The sequence below is a fragment of the Alkaliphilus oremlandii OhILAs genome (assembly GCF_000018325.1).
In the GTDB taxonomy this organism is placed as follows: domain Bacteria; phylum Bacillota; class Clostridia; order Peptostreptococcales; family Natronincolaceae; genus Alkaliphilus_B; species Alkaliphilus_B oremlandii.
Map to the genome: position 1 here is coordinate 2907888 of NC_009922.1, position 17529 is coordinate 2925416.

Annotated in this window: 15 protein-coding genes; 7 read left to right on the forward strand and 8 right to left on the reverse strand. The window is 38.3% G+C overall.

The window, feature by feature from the left end; all coding sequences use genetic code 11:
• Window positions 1–31: 31 nt before the first annotated feature.
• The 4 genes from CLOS_RS14105 to CLOS_RS14120 all read right to left on the reverse strand — a co-directional run bounded on the left by CLOS_RS14105 (window position 32) and on the right by CLOS_RS14120 (window position 5021).
• Window positions 32–1894, reverse strand: a complete 1863-nt coding sequence (locus CLOS_RS14105) for an ABC transporter ATP-binding protein (RefSeq protein ID WP_012160515.1) — start codon at window positions 1892–1894, stop codon at window positions 32–34.
• Window positions 1894–3621, reverse strand: coding sequence for an ABC transporter ATP-binding protein (locus CLOS_RS14110; RefSeq protein WP_012160516.1), 1728 nt, complete (start codon window positions 3619–3621; stop codon window positions 1894–1896). The genes CLOS_RS14105 and CLOS_RS14110 overlap by 1 nt, the downstream gene beginning before the upstream one ends.
• Before the next feature lie 121 nt (window positions 3622–3742).
• Window positions 3743–4186: a MarR family winged helix-turn-helix transcriptional regulator gene (locus CLOS_RS14115; protein ID WP_012160517.1), complete on the reverse strand. Its 444-nt coding sequence runs from the start codon at window positions 4184–4186 to the stop codon at window positions 3743–3745.
• A gap of 184 nt (window positions 4187–4370) precedes the next feature.
• On the reverse strand, window positions 4371–5021 hold the full coding sequence (locus CLOS_RS14120; protein WP_330360302.1) for an undecaprenyl diphosphate synthase family protein: 651 nt from the start codon (window positions 5019–5021) through the stop codon (window positions 4371–4373).
• Window positions 5022–5134: 113 nt separating this feature from the next.
• Between CLOS_RS14120 and CLOS_RS14125 the strand changes: the two genes are divergently transcribed.
• The 6 genes from CLOS_RS14125 (at window position 5135) to CLOS_RS14150 (ending at window position 10528) form a co-directional block, all read left to right on the forward strand.
• Window positions 5135–6340, forward strand: coding sequence for an alanyl-tRNA editing protein (locus CLOS_RS14125; RefSeq protein WP_012160519.1), 1206 nt, complete (start codon window positions 5135–5137; stop codon window positions 6338–6340).
• A 413-nt stretch (window positions 6341–6753) separates the two neighbouring features.
• Window positions 6754–7419 carry an amino acid ABC transporter permease gene (locus CLOS_RS14130; protein WP_012160520.1) on the forward strand — a complete coding sequence of 222 codons (666 nt, stop codon included), beginning with the start codon at window positions 6754–6756 and terminating at the stop codon, window positions 7417–7419.
• On the forward strand, window positions 7400–8077 hold the full coding sequence (locus CLOS_RS14135; protein WP_012160521.1) for an amino acid ABC transporter permease: 678 nt from the start codon (window positions 7400–7402) through the stop codon (window positions 8075–8077). The genes CLOS_RS14130 and CLOS_RS14135 overlap by 20 nt, the downstream gene beginning before the upstream one ends.
• 12 nt (window positions 8078–8089) lie before the next feature.
• A complete protein-coding gene (locus CLOS_RS14140; protein WP_012160522.1) occupies window positions 8090–8839 on the forward strand; it encodes an amino acid ABC transporter ATP-binding protein in 750 nt (249 codons plus the stop codon).
• Between the two features lie 34 nt (window positions 8840–8873).
• Window positions 8874–9731 (forward strand): cysteine ABC transporter substrate-binding protein, encoded by an 858-nt coding sequence (locus CLOS_RS14145; protein WP_012160523.1) that lies wholly within the window; start codon window positions 8874–8876, stop codon window positions 9729–9731.
• A gap of 266 nt (window positions 9732–9997) precedes the next feature.
• Entirely contained in the window at window positions 9998–10528 is a 531-nt protein-coding gene (locus CLOS_RS14150; protein ID WP_041719421.1) for a CDP-alcohol phosphatidyltransferase family protein, read from the forward strand.
• Window positions 10529–10616: 88 nt separating this feature from the next.
• Here the strand turns inward: CLOS_RS14150 and CLOS_RS14155 are convergent, their stop codons facing one another.
• The 4 genes from CLOS_RS14155 to CLOS_RS14170 form a co-directional block, all read right to left on the reverse strand.
• Window positions 10617–11363 (reverse strand): glycyl-radical enzyme activating protein, encoded by a 747-nt coding sequence (locus CLOS_RS14155; RefSeq protein WP_012160525.1) that lies wholly within the window; start codon window positions 11361–11363, stop codon window positions 10617–10619.
• Between the two features lie 29 nt (window positions 11364–11392).
• Window positions 11393–13762, reverse strand: coding sequence for a glycyl radical protein (locus CLOS_RS14160; protein WP_012160526.1), 2370 nt, complete (start codon window positions 13760–13762; stop codon window positions 11393–11395).
• A gap of 297 nt (window positions 13763–14059) precedes the next feature.
• The gene (locus CLOS_RS14165; protein WP_012160527.1) at window positions 14060–14737 is read right to left on the reverse strand and encodes a GntR family transcriptional regulator; all 678 of its coding nucleotides are present in this window, start codon (window positions 14735–14737) and stop codon (window positions 14060–14062) included.
• A gap of 49 nt (window positions 14738–14786) precedes the next feature.
• Window positions 14787–16586, reverse strand: coding sequence for a flavocytochrome c (locus CLOS_RS14170; protein ID WP_012160528.1), 1800 nt, complete (start codon window positions 16584–16586; stop codon window positions 14787–14789).
• A gap of 315 nt (window positions 16587–16901) precedes the next feature.
• On the opposite strand from CLOS_RS14170, the gene CLOS_RS14175 reads away from it, so the two are divergent.
• Entirely contained in the window at window positions 16902–17483 is a 582-nt protein-coding gene (locus CLOS_RS14175; protein ID WP_012160529.1) for a TetR/AcrR family transcriptional regulator, read from the forward strand.
• Window positions 17484–17529: the final 46 nt, after the last annotated feature.

A 17529-nucleotide genomic window follows, 5' to 3' on the forward strand; every position in this document is an offset into this window, starting at 1 on the left:
AATTTGTTCTCTACAAAACAAAGAGGTAAGATTATCTCTTACCCCTTGTAAATTGACTATTATAAAGTTCTGCATAGAATCCATCTCGCTCTAGTAATTCTTTATGGTTTCCTTTTTCGATGATACTACCACGATTCATCACTAAGATTAAGTCTGCGTCCTTTATGGTAGATAATCGATGGGCGATAACAAAGCTGGTTCTACCTTCCATCAATGTATTCATTGCTTTTTGTATATACAGCTCCGTTCTCGTATCCACACTGCTTGTGGCTTCATCCAAAATTAATATTGCTGGATCCGCAAGGATGGCACGAGCAATGGTCAGAAGTTGTTTCTGCCCTTGGGATATATTGGAGGCCTCTTCTCCGAGGATCGTATCGTATCCATCCGGCAGGGTTCTAATAAAATAATGGGCATGGGCCGCTTTCGCTGCATTTATAATTTCTTCCTCTGTGGCATCTTTCTTTCCGTAGGCGATATTATCTCGTATGGTTCCATTAAAGAGCCAGGTATCCTGAAGAACCATACCGAATATATTTCTTAGGCGCTCTCTTTTTAAATTTCTGATATCGACGCCATCTACTTGAATGCTGCCGCTATTGATTTCGTAGAACCGCATTAGAAGATTGACCAGAGTCGTTTTTCCCGCCCCCGTTGGTCCTACAATAGCAATGGTCTGCCCTGATTTCACATCGATGTTCATATTTTCAATCAGGAGCTCATCTTTCTTATACCCAAAGCTTACATCCCGGAAGTTAACTTCTCCCTTTGGATTTGCAAGCTCTGTATTTCCATTGCTGTCGGACACTTCCTCTGTTTCGTCTAAAATTTCAAATACTCTTTCTGCCGATGCAATTGTGGATTGTAGTATATTGGCAATATTGGCTGTCTGAATAATGGGCTGCGTAAATTGTCTTGAATACTGTATAAAAGCCTGCACGTCTCCTATTTGTATCCCGTTTCGAATAGCTAATATACCACCGCCCACGGAAATTAAAACAAATCCAATATTGTTAATAAATGTCATAAAAGGCATCAGAATCCCTGAAATAAATTGGGCTTTCCAGCCAGATTCGAAAAGTTCATCGTTAATCTGATTGAATCTGTCTAGGGATTCTTTTTCTCTAGAAAAAACCTTTACAATTTTATGACCGGTATACATTTCTTCAATATGCCCATTCAGCTCGCCCAGCGTCTTTTGCTCCGCTGCAAAATATCGCTGAGATCGTTTGGCAATGGATTTTGTTGATAGAAAATATAAAGGCAATGTTACAACTAGAATCAGTGTCATGGTCGGGCTGATAATAAGCATCATAACAACGATTCCCACTAGAGTGATCACAGAAGTAATTATCTGAGTAATACTTTGTTCTAAGGTGCTACTGATGTTATCAATATCATTGATTACCCTACTCAATATCTCTCCATGGGTATGGGCATCAAAGAACTTAAGGGGCAATTTAGAAAGCTTATGATTCACCTCATTGCGCAGGTTATAAACTGTTTTCTGTGCAACGGTAGCCATCACCAGCCTTTGGACATAGGTAAAAATGGCACTGGCTATATATAATACCCCCAGCAGCATCAAGATCTTTACGATATAGTCAAAATCTACGCCAGCTCCCGGATTCGTCATGCCTTCAAACAGCTTCGTTGTTGCAAGACCAATGACCTTTGGGCTGAGTATGCTAAAGCCCGTACTTAAGATGGCTGTGATCAGTACCACAATCAATCTAAATTGAAAAGGTTTTAGATACCTTAGTAACCGTCTAAAGGTTCCTTTAAAGTCCTTTACTTTCTCAGAGGACCCTCGCATCATAGGACCACCTGGTCCACCACCGTGTCCTCTATTTCCTCTCGGTGCCATGGAATGTTTCTCTCTGTTATCCTTCATTATGCCATCTCCTCCTCTGAAAGCTGGGAAGATACGATTTCCCTATATACATTGCAGTCTCTTAAAAGATCCTTGTGGCTTCCTATGCCTGCAATCTCACCTTCATCCAATACGATGATCTGATCGGCATCTATAATTGTACTGACTCTCTGGGCCACGATAATGAATGTGGAATCAGAAACTTCATTTTTTAAAGCTTCCCTCAGTTTTGCGTCGGTCTTAAAATCTAGTGCAGAAAAACTATCATCAAATAAATAGATCGGAGCCTTCCGAACCAATGCCCGCGCTATGGAAAGACGCTGTTTCTGTCCGCCAGACACATTGGTTCCGCCCTGAGCAATAAAGGAATTCAATCCATCTTCCAGGCCTCTAATAAATTCCGATGCCTGTGCTATCTCTGTGCTGTTTTGAATTTCTTCCTCTGTTGCATCTTCTTTTCCATATTGGATATTCTCCGAAATCGTTCCAGTAAAAAGAACTGCTTTCTGAGGAACAAATCCAATTTGATCTCTCAGTTCCTTCTGCGGCATATGACGAAGATCGATGCCATCTACGGAAATACTTCCGCTGGTTACATCGTAAAAGCGGGGGATCAGATTCAATATGGTAGACTTTCCTGACCCAGTACCACCGATAATCGCGGTCACCTTTCCCGGCTCCGCTTTAAAGGAAATATTCTTCAACACTGCTTCTTCTGCACCTGGATAGTTGAAATATACGTTTTTAAACTCCACCACACCGCCCTTTTTAGGCGCACTGACCCATTTTTCCGGATCATTAATTTCAGTCTCCATATCTAAAACTTCATTGATCCTTGCAGCAGAAGCGGCAGCACGAGGTACCATGACAAACATCATGGACACCATGACTAAGGAGAACATAATCTGGGATACGTATTGGATAAACGCCATTAAATCCCCAACTTTCATCGTTCCCTCATCGATGTTGATGGCACCAAACCATATAACTGCGATGGTGGTAAAGTTCAGTATGATGGATAGTAAGGGAAGCATTAATGCCATGATTCGGTTCACCCGTATGGCTGTATTTGTAAGGTCGTAGTTGGCTTCTTTAAAGCGATTTGCTTCATGGTCCACTTTATTAAATGCCCGAATAACTCGGACCCCCATCAGGCTCTCTCTCAAAACCTGATTCAATTTATCTAATTTTGTTTGCATCACTTTAAAAAGTGGCGCTCCAAATTTACCGACAATGGCGATACCGACCACAATGAATGGTACCGTAAACACCAGAATCAATGATAGCTTCGGGTTCTTATATACTGCCATAATCACACCACCGATTGCCATCATTGGCGCTCTGGCCATGATTCTCAGGGACATCATCACCAATTGCTGTATTTGAGCAATATCGTTGGTGGTTCTAGTGATTAGAGAAGATGTGCCGATTTTATCAAATTCATTGAGGGAAAAGCTTTCTGCCCTTTGAAAAACTGCTCTCCGTAAATCCCTTCCAAAGGCTGTGGAAGTTCTAGAGGATAGATAACTGGCAGCAATGGCACATGCTATCCCAAATATGGTAATTAAAATCATGAGGGCTCCTATTTTAAAAATATAGGCAGTATCCCCATTGACCAATCCGATATCAACAATATTTGCCATCAATGTAGGCAAAAACAATTCAGAAAGCACCTGTAGGAATATGAGTCCTAGGGAGCTCATCACTGCAAATCGGTATGGTCTTAAAAACTGAAACAGTTTTTTCATTCTTATCACTCCTTGCATCATCATGTCATTTAATTTTTCTGCTTTATGTTTTTCTAGAAGCTCACTTATAGTCTAGGTGTTTCGCAGAAAATCAGAAATTTTAGTCAATATACTTAGCTGACTAAGTATTTCGACAAGCATTTTTAAGATTTTCATGAACCTGCATCAATAGTCTTCGAAGCAATAACTGCTCTTCTTCGGTAAAGTTACAGAAGGTTTCTTGGGATATGGTCTCTTTAATCTTCATAACCTCTTCACATACCTTCTTGCCTTCTTCAGTGATGTAAACCCTTGAAACTCTCTGATCTACAGGGTCTTGTCTTCGTTCTATCAGCCCCACCTTTTCCATCCGTTTCACCATAGTCGCAATGGTAGAAGCTTTTATATTTAACTTTTCTGCTAAATCTTTTTGGCTTTGTCCGTTCATATGGACAAGAGCAAATAAAAGGAAGGGCTGCCCTGGATAAACCCCTACCTTATCTAATAAACCTTGGGTTCTTTGATGATATAATCGTATGACCTGCGCAAAAATATGCTGCAGGGAGTTCGGATCGTGAAAATTCATTTTTATCCTCTCCATTTAGTTAGTCGGCTAAGTATAATATCTATTATATCTATAAAAAATAAATAGTCAACAGTATGGGTAAATAATTCCTATCACGAGTAAAATAAAAGAACATTTCATTTGTCACCTATACTTTGAGAAATGGGACAAAGAAAATGCTCTTTTACCTCGTGTCTTTAAATATTTATCCCCCCAGGGTAATATCTTGGTTGTTATACCAGTTTAATGCCTCTATAAAATGACTCGGTTTAAAATCCGGCCAATAATCATCGACCACATAGAAATCTGCATAGATGGATTGTACCGGAAGAAAACCGCTCAATCTTCGCCTTCCTCCCCATCGGACAATCAAATCTACTTTTGAGATATCGTATGTTTCTATCTGTTTATTGATGTTGTTGCTTTTGGATTTAGATTTTTTTAAATAATTTAAGTCCCATTTCCAGCTATAATTCACTAGGAAATTAACCTTGATGCCGCCATTACCAAAGTTCTGCCGAGTGGTATAGGGCAGTAGCTCCTTTGGAAACATTGGAGATTGGGTATTGCCTGCCACAAGAAGGGATGCATTTTCCTTTGAAAGTATCTCTACAGAATGGATGCATGCATCTGTAAATGCCTTGATTTGGTCCGTGGGCCTTTTTGTATTATCCACAGTGAATCCATAATAGGTTATTTCTTTTACGCCTGCTGCTTCACACATTTTAAACAGTAAAAGTCCTGGGTCGATTCCTGATTGATAACCCTCTGATTTAGATAACCCCTTTCCTTCTGCCCATCGTCTATTTCCATCTGGAATGATCCCGATATGCTCTGGTATTCTCAATTTAATCACCGCTTTCTTTCAATACTTATATACAATTATTAGCATTTATTCAAAAATTAATTCCATGATCTTTTTATTATGATAGAATGTACATAATATATTTTTGAAAAGGAGCTGTTAAATTGGAAAAGCTTTATTACGAAAATGCCTATGAGAGAAACTTCGTTGCAAATATAATAGAGGTCATTGAAGAGGATCATCAGTTCCATATTCGATTGGATCGAACCTACTTTTATCCTGAAGGTGGCGGACAGCCCAGCGATGTGGGATATATTGAGTCTTCTCCAATTATATATGTCTACGAGAAAGAGGATCTTATCTATCACGTAACGGAAAGAAAGCCTTCTAAATTTAAAAAGGTTCAGTGTGAAATTGATTGGCAGGTGCGGTTCGATTATATGCAGCAACATCTGGGGCAACATATCTTATCTGCATCTTTCGTAGAACTTTTTGATGCCACCACCATCGGTTTCCATCTCAGCAAGGAATATTCCACCATCGATATTGATAAAGTCATCGATAGTGATGGATTCAAAAAGGTAGAAGATCTAGCCAATGAAACCATTGCCAACAACTTAACTGTAGAAACCTTATTTCCAACGGAACAGGAGCTCCGAAAACTTCCTCTGAGAAAGCAGGTCTCTGAGAAGGTGCAGGGGCCTATTCGATTGGTCAAAATTGGAGATTTCGATTTGGTGGCTTGCTGCGGAACTCACCCGAAATCCACCTTGGAGGTTCAACTCATTAAAATCATCAAGGTAGAGAAATATAAAGTTGGCATGAGAATCGAATTTTTATGTGGGAAAAGGGCCATTGGGGATTATTCTAAAAAACAGGAAAGTCTAAAGGAAGTGGCTCGACTTCTCGGCGTCAATGAACAGGATGTTCCTGCAAGGGTCCATCATATGTCCAGTGATATCAACGACCTTCATAGCTCTGTGAGGGCCTTACGATCTGAAGTCATCTGCCATACCGTGGAAAAGATGCTCCGAGACGCAGAGACCATCGATGGCATCAAAGTAATCAAAGAAGTTTATCAAAACATCGACTTAAAGTATGTAAATAATATTGCTACACAGCTAACGGCATATCCTAACGTCATTGCTCTATTTGGTATAGAAGCTGACGATAAAGCCCATTTACTATTTGCTCAATCTAAGGAATTGAAGCTCCTTAGCATGAATGTACTTTTAAAAGATGCCATTACTTTAATCGATGGCAAAGGTGGCGGTAGTGATTTTTCTGCCCAAGGCGGCGGCAAAAACAATAATAATTTAGATTCTTCCATTGCATATGCTTATAGCAAAGTGAGGGCTTCCATTTTGTAATGAATGCCATTGACAGAACGATGTTTCCGCTCTGATTATTTAATATCTAACGCAATGTGTAAAATAGCCTATTTATGCAAAAACCATGGTTCAAAGAAATTTAATTTTTCTTTGAACCATGGTTTTTATTTATTTAAGATTTATAAATTTTTGCTTTGAGACAGCATCTTTTTAGTACAAGTACGCATTTTTTTAGTTGACAAATCTAAGGGATGTTATTATAATTGACTTTAATTCGTAGTAAACCGATATGAATTATAGTGTATTATTTACTTAATCAAATACATATAAAAAAGACTTCTATAGAAGCATTATAAGGAAGCCTTTTTTGAAACTCATTTACGGCAAAGTTCTCCTTTGGCAATACATTGTAAGTAGAACTTTCCTATTCGTTATAAAAAGGAGGCCATTTTATGCATATCCATTGGGAATTCATCGTGAATAACATACCTTTGTATCAGAAGGCTGCTCTATTGACACTGAAGCTTGCATTTTTCGGAATTTTAGCATCTTTACTCATTGGTATGATCTGTAGTTTAATCCTGTATTTCAACGTAAGATGGCTGAAAACTTTAGTCAAAGCCTATATTGAGCTATCGAGGAATACACCGCTGCTGATACAACTCTATTTTCTGTATTTCGGTCTCACAAAGGTGGGCATTGTATTAAGTGAAAATACCAGTGCAATTATTGGATTATCTTTTTTAGGTGGCAGTTATATGGCAGAGGCCTTCAGAGGTGGTCTGGAAGCTGTCAGTAAGTTTCAGATCGAATCTGGACTCAGCCTAGGGCTATCTAAGATGCAGATTGTACGGCACATTATGATACCCCAGGCAATTTCCTTCAGTGTTCCTGCTATCGGCGCTAACTGTATTTTCCTATTGAAGGAAACCTCTATTTTTGGCGCTATCTCCACATTGGATCTGATGAACGTAACGAAGGACTTAATCGGTATGTATTATCAAACCTTTGACTCCCTATTGATGCTGGTGGTGGCATATCTGATTATCCTGCTACCCCTTTCATTTTTCCTAACATGGCTGGAAAGGAAGGTGCGCTATGCAGAATTCGGCAATTAAAATTGTTTTTACGGAACAGAATATTATGCGTTTACTGGGTGGACTGGGCGTAACTGCTCGCATTGCATTTATTTCCATCCTTATTGGATCTGTATTGGGTATTGTCTTCGGTCTCATCATGACCTCAAAGTCGAAATGGATTCGCTTCATCAGCCGCCTCTATCTGGAGACCTTTCGAATTATACCGATTCTCGTTTGGCTCTATATCGTATATTTCGGTATCACCAGCGCTTTAAACATCCATTTAGATGGTGAAATCGTGGCGATTATCGTGTTTAGTTTCTGGGGCATTGCAGAGATGGGGGATATTGTAAGGGGTTCTTTAGAATCCCTGCCAAAGCACCAGATGGAATCTGGAAAAGCTTTGGGTCTCAGCTTTATACAGCTTTATCGATACGTTCTGATTCCCCAAGCTGTAAGGCGGATGGTCCCTGGTGCTATCAATTTAGCCACAAGAATGGTTAAGACCACTTCCCTTGTGACGCTCATTGGTGCTGTGGAAGTTGTCAAAGTAGGTCAGCAGATTATCGATGCTTCTCGTTTTCAGATAGATACTGCTTCCTTCTGGATTTACGGATTCATCTTTATTTTATATTTCATTATTTGTTATCCACTATCTTTGCTTTCTAAAAAATTGGAAGTACAGTGGCTTAGCTAAGGGGGGATTTTTATGAAAAAAGAAAACTATCCGACTTTACTAGAGATCGATGGACTGCATAAAGAATACGATGGAAAAACAGTCCTCAAGGACATCCATCTTGAAGTTCATAGAGGAGAGGTTGTGGTTCTATTAGGTTCATCCGGCTGTGGAAAAAGCACCTTCCTTCGATGCATCAATGGACTTGAACCCATTCAAGGAGGCGATATCCGACTATCTGGAGACAGCCTAACTTCAAAGCATACAGATTGGCAAAAGATACGTCAGCGTATTGGTATGGTATTTCAAAATTACGAACTATTTCCCCATATGACAGTTATGGAAAATATACTCTTAGGGCCTACCAAGGGGCAAAAACGCCCGCAGGAGGAAGTTGTAGCCCAAGCAAAGACGCTACTTGAAAGAGTCGGTCTATTGGATCGCATCCATGATTACCCAAGACAACTATCGGGAGGACAGAAACAACGGATTGCCATTGTTCGTTCCTTGTGTATGAATCCCGAAATTATGCTCTTTGATGAGGTAACAGCCTCTCTGGACCCTGAGATGGTCCGCGAGGTTCTAGAGGTTATGTTGGATCTTGCAAAACAGGGAATGACCATGGTCATCGTCACCCATGAGATGAATTTTGCGAAATCCGTTGCCGATCGAATCGTTTTCATGGACTCGGGAAGTATCTGTGAGGTTGCAACACCGGAGGAATTCTTTACAAGTCCTAAAACAGAACGTGCACAGCAGTTTTTAAATGTGTTTCAATATTAGATCATATATCATATAGAAGGAAGGATGAGATAAAATGAAAATCATAAAAAAAGTTTTAGCCACATTATTGGTTGGTATTGTTGTCATCGGAGGTTTAGTAGCTTGCAGCCCAAAAGCAGGTTCTGAGGCAGGAGGAACTGTGGACTCACTGGATGCCATTAAAGAGCGAGGTACCATTCGAATTGGTGTATTCAGCGATAAGGCTCCTTTCGGTTATGTAGATGCCAATGGAGAGAATCAAGGCTTCGATGTCCATATTGCTAAAAGGTTTGCTAAGGATCTTTTAGGCGATGAATCTAAGGTTGAATTCGTATTGGTTGAAGCAGCAAATCGGGTAGCATTCTTAGAATCAAACAAAGTTGATATCATCATGGCAAACTTTACTGTAACTGAGGAAAGAAAAGAAAAAGTGGATTTTGCAAATCCTTATATGAAGGTTTCTCTTGGTATCGTATCTCCCGATGGTGCTTTAATCACTTCTATAGAGGATTTAAAGGATCAAAAGCTGATCGTGAACAAAGGAACCACTGCGCAAGATTATTTTACAAAAAACCATCCAGAAATTGAGCTATTGAAGTATGACCAAAATACAGAAGCCTTTGAGGCATTGAAGGATCTCCGTGGTGCTGCCTTAGCCCATGATAATACAGAGGTTCTGGCATGGGCTAAGGGGAATCCTGGTTTTACCGTAGGTATCCCAGTATTAGGAAATCAAGATGTGATTGCACCGGCGGTTAAAAAGGGCAATACAGAACTATTGGCGTGGATCAATGAAGAACTTGCAAAATTAGGCAAGGAAAGCTTTATCACAAAGGCTTATGAGGATACTTTGCTTCCAGTATATGGCGATGATATTGCACCGAATGATCTGGTAATTGAAGGTGGAATCTAAATTAGAATCTATCCAATATAATATTAAAAAATTGTGATATAGGCACTAATATAATAGAGAAGTATTGGCGGATATCTATGACTATCCGCCTTTTCTTTGTTTTGTGGGATTTGAGGCAATGTCCCACAAGAATTGTTTATGTCTATACAAACCATATGCTTGCCCGCCTGATTGTGGCTATGGATGCTGGAAGTATTTTACACTCTATTTGGTGAAATGCTATAATATATTCATATTTTTTATATAATTAATCTATGGTGAGAAGCATGAAACAGGTTCCTAATATCATAACATGTCTTAGAATATTGAGTAGTATCGTACTACTGTTTTTAAAACCATTATCAATGGTTTTCTTTTTAGTTTTCATTTTCTGCGGTGCAACCGACATTTTAGATGGCTATGTCGCAAGAAAAACAGGGAACACTAGCAAAGCGGGAGCAGTACTGGATAGTGTTGCCGATATGGTATTCGTTGCTGTTGCGTTGTTTATTTTCATGCCTATTATTCCTTTTACGACATGGATCGTTTATTGGATTATAGGAATAGCGTTTATTCGTATTTTCTCACTCGCCGTTGGATATATAAAATATCGGACATTCGCTGGCTTGCATACCTATGCTAACAAGGCAACAGGGTTCATATTATTTTGCTCTCCACTCGTATATCAAGTATATGGAATAAATCAAATAGTATATTTCGTTCTTGTTATAGCGACCTTGTCTGCAATTGAAGAAGTAGCAATTAATATTACATCTCTATCATTGAATAGAGACATAAAGAGCATATTCACAAAATGAGCATTATATACAACAGGGGCTCCAGAATCAATTGATTCTGAACCCCTGTTTTAGTTTTCCTATGAAGTCTACTCTATCTCCGAAATCTTTAATATACTAAATTTACGCCAAGTTTCTTCAGTATCTCCTTCACCTCTTGGATTTTTTCCGACCTAGGCGTGAAGAACTGGTGCTTTATTTCGATTCCTAAATCTCTATATTTGTATTCTCCCAGATTATGATAAGGTAGGATCTCCACACCTTCGATACTTAAATGGTTTAATATAAATTCCCCCGTTTTTTCGATATTATCCCCATCATCATTGACATCGGATATCAGCGGAATCCTTATGACTGGCCGCTTCCCTAAATCACTGATCTTCATGATATTCTCCAGAATCAATGAATTATCTATACCAGTAAATTTTCGATGAACAGCAGGGTCCATATGCTTTATATCTACAAAGACAGAATCCAGCATTTCAAAGGTTTCTTTCTGTTCTTCCCAGTTAAAATATCCGCTGGTTTCTATGGCGGTATCAATGCCGAGAAACATAGCATTCTTAACCAAGGTTTTTAAAAACTCTCCTTGTCTCGTGGGCTCTCCTCCAGAGAAGGTAATGCCTCCACCGGAGGTTCTGTAAAAAATTGCATCCCGCTCTATCAAATCCATCACTTCTTTAACGGTTACCCTATGGATTGGATTTTCATTCCAAGACTCTGGATTGTGGCACCAGCTACATCTCAGGGGGCATCCCCCTAAGAATATGGTGGTTCGAATTCCTTCTCCATCGTGGAGACTCCATCTTTGGGTCTGAAACACAGAACCCTTTAAGGATTGATCGATATCTTTCATTTTATCACCTTCAGCTCTATTTAAAAGTTCTACATATTTGCATAGGTTGTTCGCTGGATAATGGCATCCTGTACTTCCTTCGACAGGTTCACAAACTGCGTGCTATATCCTGCTACTCTTACAAGCAAGTCTCTATAAGCCTCTGGATTTTCCTGCGCCTTCCTTAAGGTATCTACGGATATTACATTGAATTGAACATGGAAGGCCCCCAGCTCGAAATAAGCACGAATCAGAGAAGCCAAGTTCACTAAGCTCTTATCTGTTTTTAATAATTCTGGAGAAAGCTTCACATTTAAAAGTGTTCCTCCCGTATGAATATCGTGGTTGATCTTTGCTGCAGACCTCATGGCGGCTGTAGGGCTTGTAAGGTCTGTTCCTGCATGAGGGGATACACCTTCTGTTAATGGGTCCCCAGATCTTCTACCATCCGGTGTTGCACCGATAACGCTACCTGCTGGAATATAGTTTGAAATACCCATAAATGCAGAGTTGAATGGTACACCAAAGTAATCTTTATATTTTTTAATCTCTTTATTATAGAAATCAGAGATCTCCACTGCAATTTGATCCACTTCATCGATGTCATTGCCATACTTTGGACAGTTCAAGGCTTCCTTCCTTAGATCCTCCTGATCCTCCCAATTATTATTCAGGGCACTATTGAGCTGATTGAGGGTTATTTTTTTGTCTTCATACACTAGTTTTTTTATGGCCATCAGGGAGTTGGCCACATCTGCAATACCGATTCCAGTCAGAACAGGTCCGATGTTATAAAAAGCACCACCTTTGCTCAAGTCAACCCCTTTGTCCATACAACCATCTACAAGGGTGGATAGGAACGGTCTTGGCACCATTTCTGTATGAATCTGCTGGGCAATCACAGAGGATATGACGCCATGCTTGATTAAATTCGAAAGCTGTCGATAGAAATGATCTTTGATATCTTTGAAAGAGTTCATTCCTAGATGATTCTCTTCTTTTAGTCCCATTTGCTCCTTGGTAATACGGCTTTTCCCACTATTTAATGCATACTCCAATGCAGCTGCTAGATTGATATTTACAGCAGATGTCCATTCTCCAACCTTTCTAAAATGAGGTACAACACAGCCACAATTGCTCCAATCTCTAGCATCTTCTGGAGAAAGTCCTGCTGCTAAAAGCATTTGAGAGCCGATGCGATCATTGTGCACCGCTGGAAATCCAGTTCCTTCTCGGATTAAGTCACATACAGCAATTAAAAATTCCTGCGGTGAATCTGGATGAATCCTTACGCTGAGTCCCGGTTGATGGGTTTTAACATTTTTACTGGCCTTTAATGCCATGTATGAAATGGTATTGGTAGCGTCGCTTCCATCTCTCTTTCTTCCACCTACCGTTAGGTTTTGGAAGGAGTTGTATCCTGCAAAGTATTGTGCTGTATTTTTTGAAATCGCCCATACCCATTCAGATAATTTGAGCCAAAGTGCTTCGATTAATTCCTGTGCCTCTTCCTCTTTTATTTTTCCATCTTTTAAATCTTTCTCATAGAAAGGATACATATACTGATCGAAGCGCCCTAGATTCAGTGCCAGTGAATTTTCTGATAAAATAGAGCCTAATTGAACAAACCAAACCATTTGAATCGCCTCGTAAAATGATCTTGGTGGGTTTTCAGGAATATTTTTGCAGACCTGATGGATCCTTATCAGCTCTTCTTTTCTCTTGACATCTTTTTCAGCCTCTGCCATTTCCAATGCTTTCTTAGAATATCTTTTAGCAAGATTTATAATACCGTCGCAGCTTTCGATGATGGCTTGATAGAAGTTTATTTTCTCTAGAGCTTCCGCTGATAGAGGCTCTAGCTTCCTTAACTTTTCCATGGCTTCTGCTCTGATTCCACCAAAGCCTTTGACAAAGATAATATCCTGATAATCTGGGGTAATCTCTCCTACTGCACTTCGCCACTTTGAATCATTGTCTACAATTCCTGTATCTACTGCTATTTTTCTGGTTTCCTCTGGGATTCTAGATAAAAATGCTTCCTCTAGGGATTTTCCTACCCAATATGGAAATATATCATTTTTCAAAATCTCTTTTTGTTCTTCGCCGATTAAATAAGCATCTTGACTTCTATTTTGAAAATCATCCATTTCTTTTTCCACCCATTGCCATGAAAATTCAGGGCATATAAAGCCCGATCTTTTATAGATGCCTGGGGTTCCTACGATTAATTCCTGATCAAATATGGTGACAGGCACCGCTTTACATACTTCTTTAAAGGCTTTTGCTCTTCTAAGAATCATTGCCTCTCCTTCTGTTTTCTTATGGGAGTTTGTAAAGGCAATTGCTCGTTCCACACAGATGGATGGCTTGGTGTTGATATAGCTCTTTTTTAATTGGGCGATACGCTCAGTACTCATATAATCCTCTCCTTATATTGTGTATTTAAGGGTACATCCTTTCAGTGATTTCTATGATTAATAAAAATACACACCATTACATTTTCGTTCATGAGGAATTGCTTCGTATTTTTTATTAATTTACTTGAATCCTTATCTTTAATTATAAAGTATTTAAATATTTTGTAAATTATATTTTATAAAATATACTGTATACATTATAAAATATTTATTACTTCCTATGGTCGCATAAATTGGGTTCGGTCATAAAAAAACCCCCTTATCAATTATAATAAAGGGGTTCTATTTAGATAAATTCTATTCACTTTTACTTTTTAAAAATTCAATAAGGAATCTTTTAGCCCTGGACATATGTTCCGTTAAAATCTCTACTGCTGAATCCAAGTCCTTATTCCGACATGCTTCTAATAGCATGTAATGTTCTTCTTGAGATACCGGATGGGAACTTAAATTTATTAAATAAATTCGCATATATCGTTCTACTTTCGTATGCATTTCTCTGATCAGCTCTAATAACATTTCTTTTTTACCAGCGCCATAAAGCACATTATGAAACTTTAGATTCAGGTCGCTTAGATACTCTTCTTCGTCGAGAGCATCCATTTTTTTAAGAAGATGTTCAGCATAGTTTAGCTCCTCTTCTGTCAGTTGATTGATTGAAAGTTCTAAGGCACCCTTTTCAAGCATTATTCTGATGTCAAATATTTCTTCTATTTCTTCAACAGAAAACTTATTTACGACTGCACCCTTATTTGCATAGAATTTCACAAGGCCCTGTGCCTCCAATATTCTTAATGCTTCTCGTACTGGGATCATACTTGCATTAAAGCTTTTGGCAATTTCATCCTGCTTTAATTGTTGCCCTCCTTTCAATTGCCCATTTATAATAGCATCTCTTAGCTTATCTGCAATCCTATCCGGTAGCGTTTTATTCCTAGATAATCGATTCTCTATAAATCCATTCGTAGTTGTCATATTTAAATTATAATCTATTTAAATATTTTGTAAATTACATTTTAGATTTTTATTTTTTAGCAGCAGCACTTTCTCCTGCAATTTTGCCATATACGGTTATATCCGCTAGAGCATTACCGCCTAATCTATTGGCACCATGTATTCCTCCTGTAACTTCACCAGCAGCATACAATCCATGTATTATATTTCCATCCTTGTCCAAGACCTGTGCACTTGTATTGATTTCTATTCCACCCATTGTATGATGCACTGTCGGTACACGTGCACCTGCATAAAATGGCGCTGTATCAATTTTTTTATCAAATAAAGTTCTTCCAAATTTATCAGGGGTGCCATCTACAGCCTCATTAAATTCCTTTACTGCCTTAACAAAATTATCAGGATTCACACCTATTTGCTTTGCAAGATCTTCCAGGGTATCTGCTTTAAAAGCTCTATTCTGTGAAACAAGCTCATCAATGGATTCATTGAAATTATTCTTTGTCTCTCCAGTTGGGTAAGAATTTTTATCTACAATGACCCACATCGCTGCGTCCTTCTGTTCCATCAGGGCTTTTGTCATTACATCTCGTCTTTCACCTTCGTCAACAAAGCGATTTCCATCTTTGTTTACAAATATTCTATTTTCAACACCCTGTTCAATATTTCCACTAAGACTTCCTGTCTCTGGGTCACCCATTGGAAGCAATTGAATATTTTCCAATCCTACTAAGCTTGCACCGATTTTTTCAGCTAAAGTTAACCCATCTCCTGTTGCACCAGGATGATTTGTTGTCTTAATATTCGTAAGAGAAGGCCAATTTGTATTATACTGATCCCTCATAGCAATGTTTGCTCCAAATCCGCCAGTTGCAATAATTACGCCATTGTTTGCATTAATTATAACTTCTCCCTCTAATCCCTTTCCTTTAACGCCTACAACTCGGTTATTATCTACAATAAGTTCTGTTATCTCTGTATCTAGTAAAACCGTTACTCCTTCATTTTCATTGATATAGTTTTCATATGTACTTATGAAACCTGTACCAAGAGGCTTCACTGGTTTGTGAGCTCTTGGCCACAAGCCTCCTAAAACTGTAAATATATCCTCTTTAAATTCCATTCCTAAACTTTCAAGCCATTCAATTGCAGGGTATGCATTTTCTACAAGAGTTTCAATAAGTGCTAAGTTTCCTTGCTTATCTCCACCTTCATAGGTTTGTTTAATGTGTTTTTCTATAGAATCCTCAATTCCTTGAGCTGATTGTCGTTTTGGATCTACTGCATTGTAAGCTGATCCTGATATAATCGTATTTCCGCCTAGCCTTGGCATCTTTTCCACAACCATAACCGCTGCTCCATTTTGATGAGCAGACACAGCAGCTGCAAGACCAGCACCGCCTCCACCAATTACAATAACATCTGTAGTATACTCAACTGTCTCACCTAAGGTTTTTGTATTTTCTTTTTTAACGCTTAATAAATCAATATCTCCACCTGCTTGTTTTAAAGCTTCTGTCACAGCGACTATGATCGCTTTACTTGTAACTGTAGCTCCAGATATTGTGTCTACAGCTAATGTCTGTCCATCTACAATTGCTTTAGGAATTCTTTCTATTGCTGGGTCCGATATGCTAGGACTCTCTATATGCTCCAATATTTTAACATCTTTTATAGAATTTTCGTCGACCACTACTTCTACCTTTATATCACCGCTATGACCTTTTGCTGTACTCGTATATGTACCAGCTTTAAACATATCTGTCTCTGTTAAATCTACTGCCTTCGGCTGGCAAGCAACCATAGATAAAAGCATAATTACACATAATATTACACACATAATATTTCTAATTACTTTAATCTGATTCATTGCTATATTCCTCCATTTCGTTTTTTTATTAACAAATATTTTTGTGAATACTAAAACTGTTTTCCATTTAAATTATTCTTAAAATTTATTGCCTTCGCTGCCAACACCACTCAACTTATTGAATTCATTAACTACCGGCGCCTCAATAGTTAAATGCAGTTAAATGATTATTCATACCATACATTCAATGAACGCATTCATCGAATGTATTCATTATATAATATCGTTATTTATTAGTCAATCTCTTTTGCAAGTTTTACTTTATTTTTTATGTCTGTTATACTGTTTGTAATATAAAATAAGACAGGAGATTTTATGGTGGAAAAAAAGCTTACAAAACGTCAGATTCAAGCACAAGAAACTCATGATAAGATCTATGCAATCGCTATTAATTTGATAGAAAAAAAGGGATTCGAAAATATTACTGTTGCAGAAATATGCGAAGCAGCCCATGTATCGGTAGGGTCTTTCTATAACTATTTTAAATCGAAACACGAAATATTAGATCGAATATTTAAACTAGCAGACGATTATTTTTCTACAGTTGTATCGAACAACTTAAGTGAAGGCACTTCTCAAGATAAGATCGCTAAATTTTTTAACTACTATGCTGAATACAATATAGATCGAGGTATAGACTTTGTAAAGCAGTTATATACAGGAAAAAATAATCTATTTGCTACAAAAGGAAGACCAATGCAAGTTGTATTGCAATCTATAATTGAAGATGGGAAGAAACACGGAGAACTATCTACGGATATGACAGCTGAAGAAGTGGTAAAGTTTTTATTTATTGCTGTTAGAGGTATTGTCTATGACTGGTGTTTACACGATGGAAGCTATGACCTTGTTCAGTATATCAATAATTATGTACATCGCTTAATTAAACTTTTATAATATCTATCTGTATAATAAAAAAAGCTCCTATAGAAGCTTTTCTTGA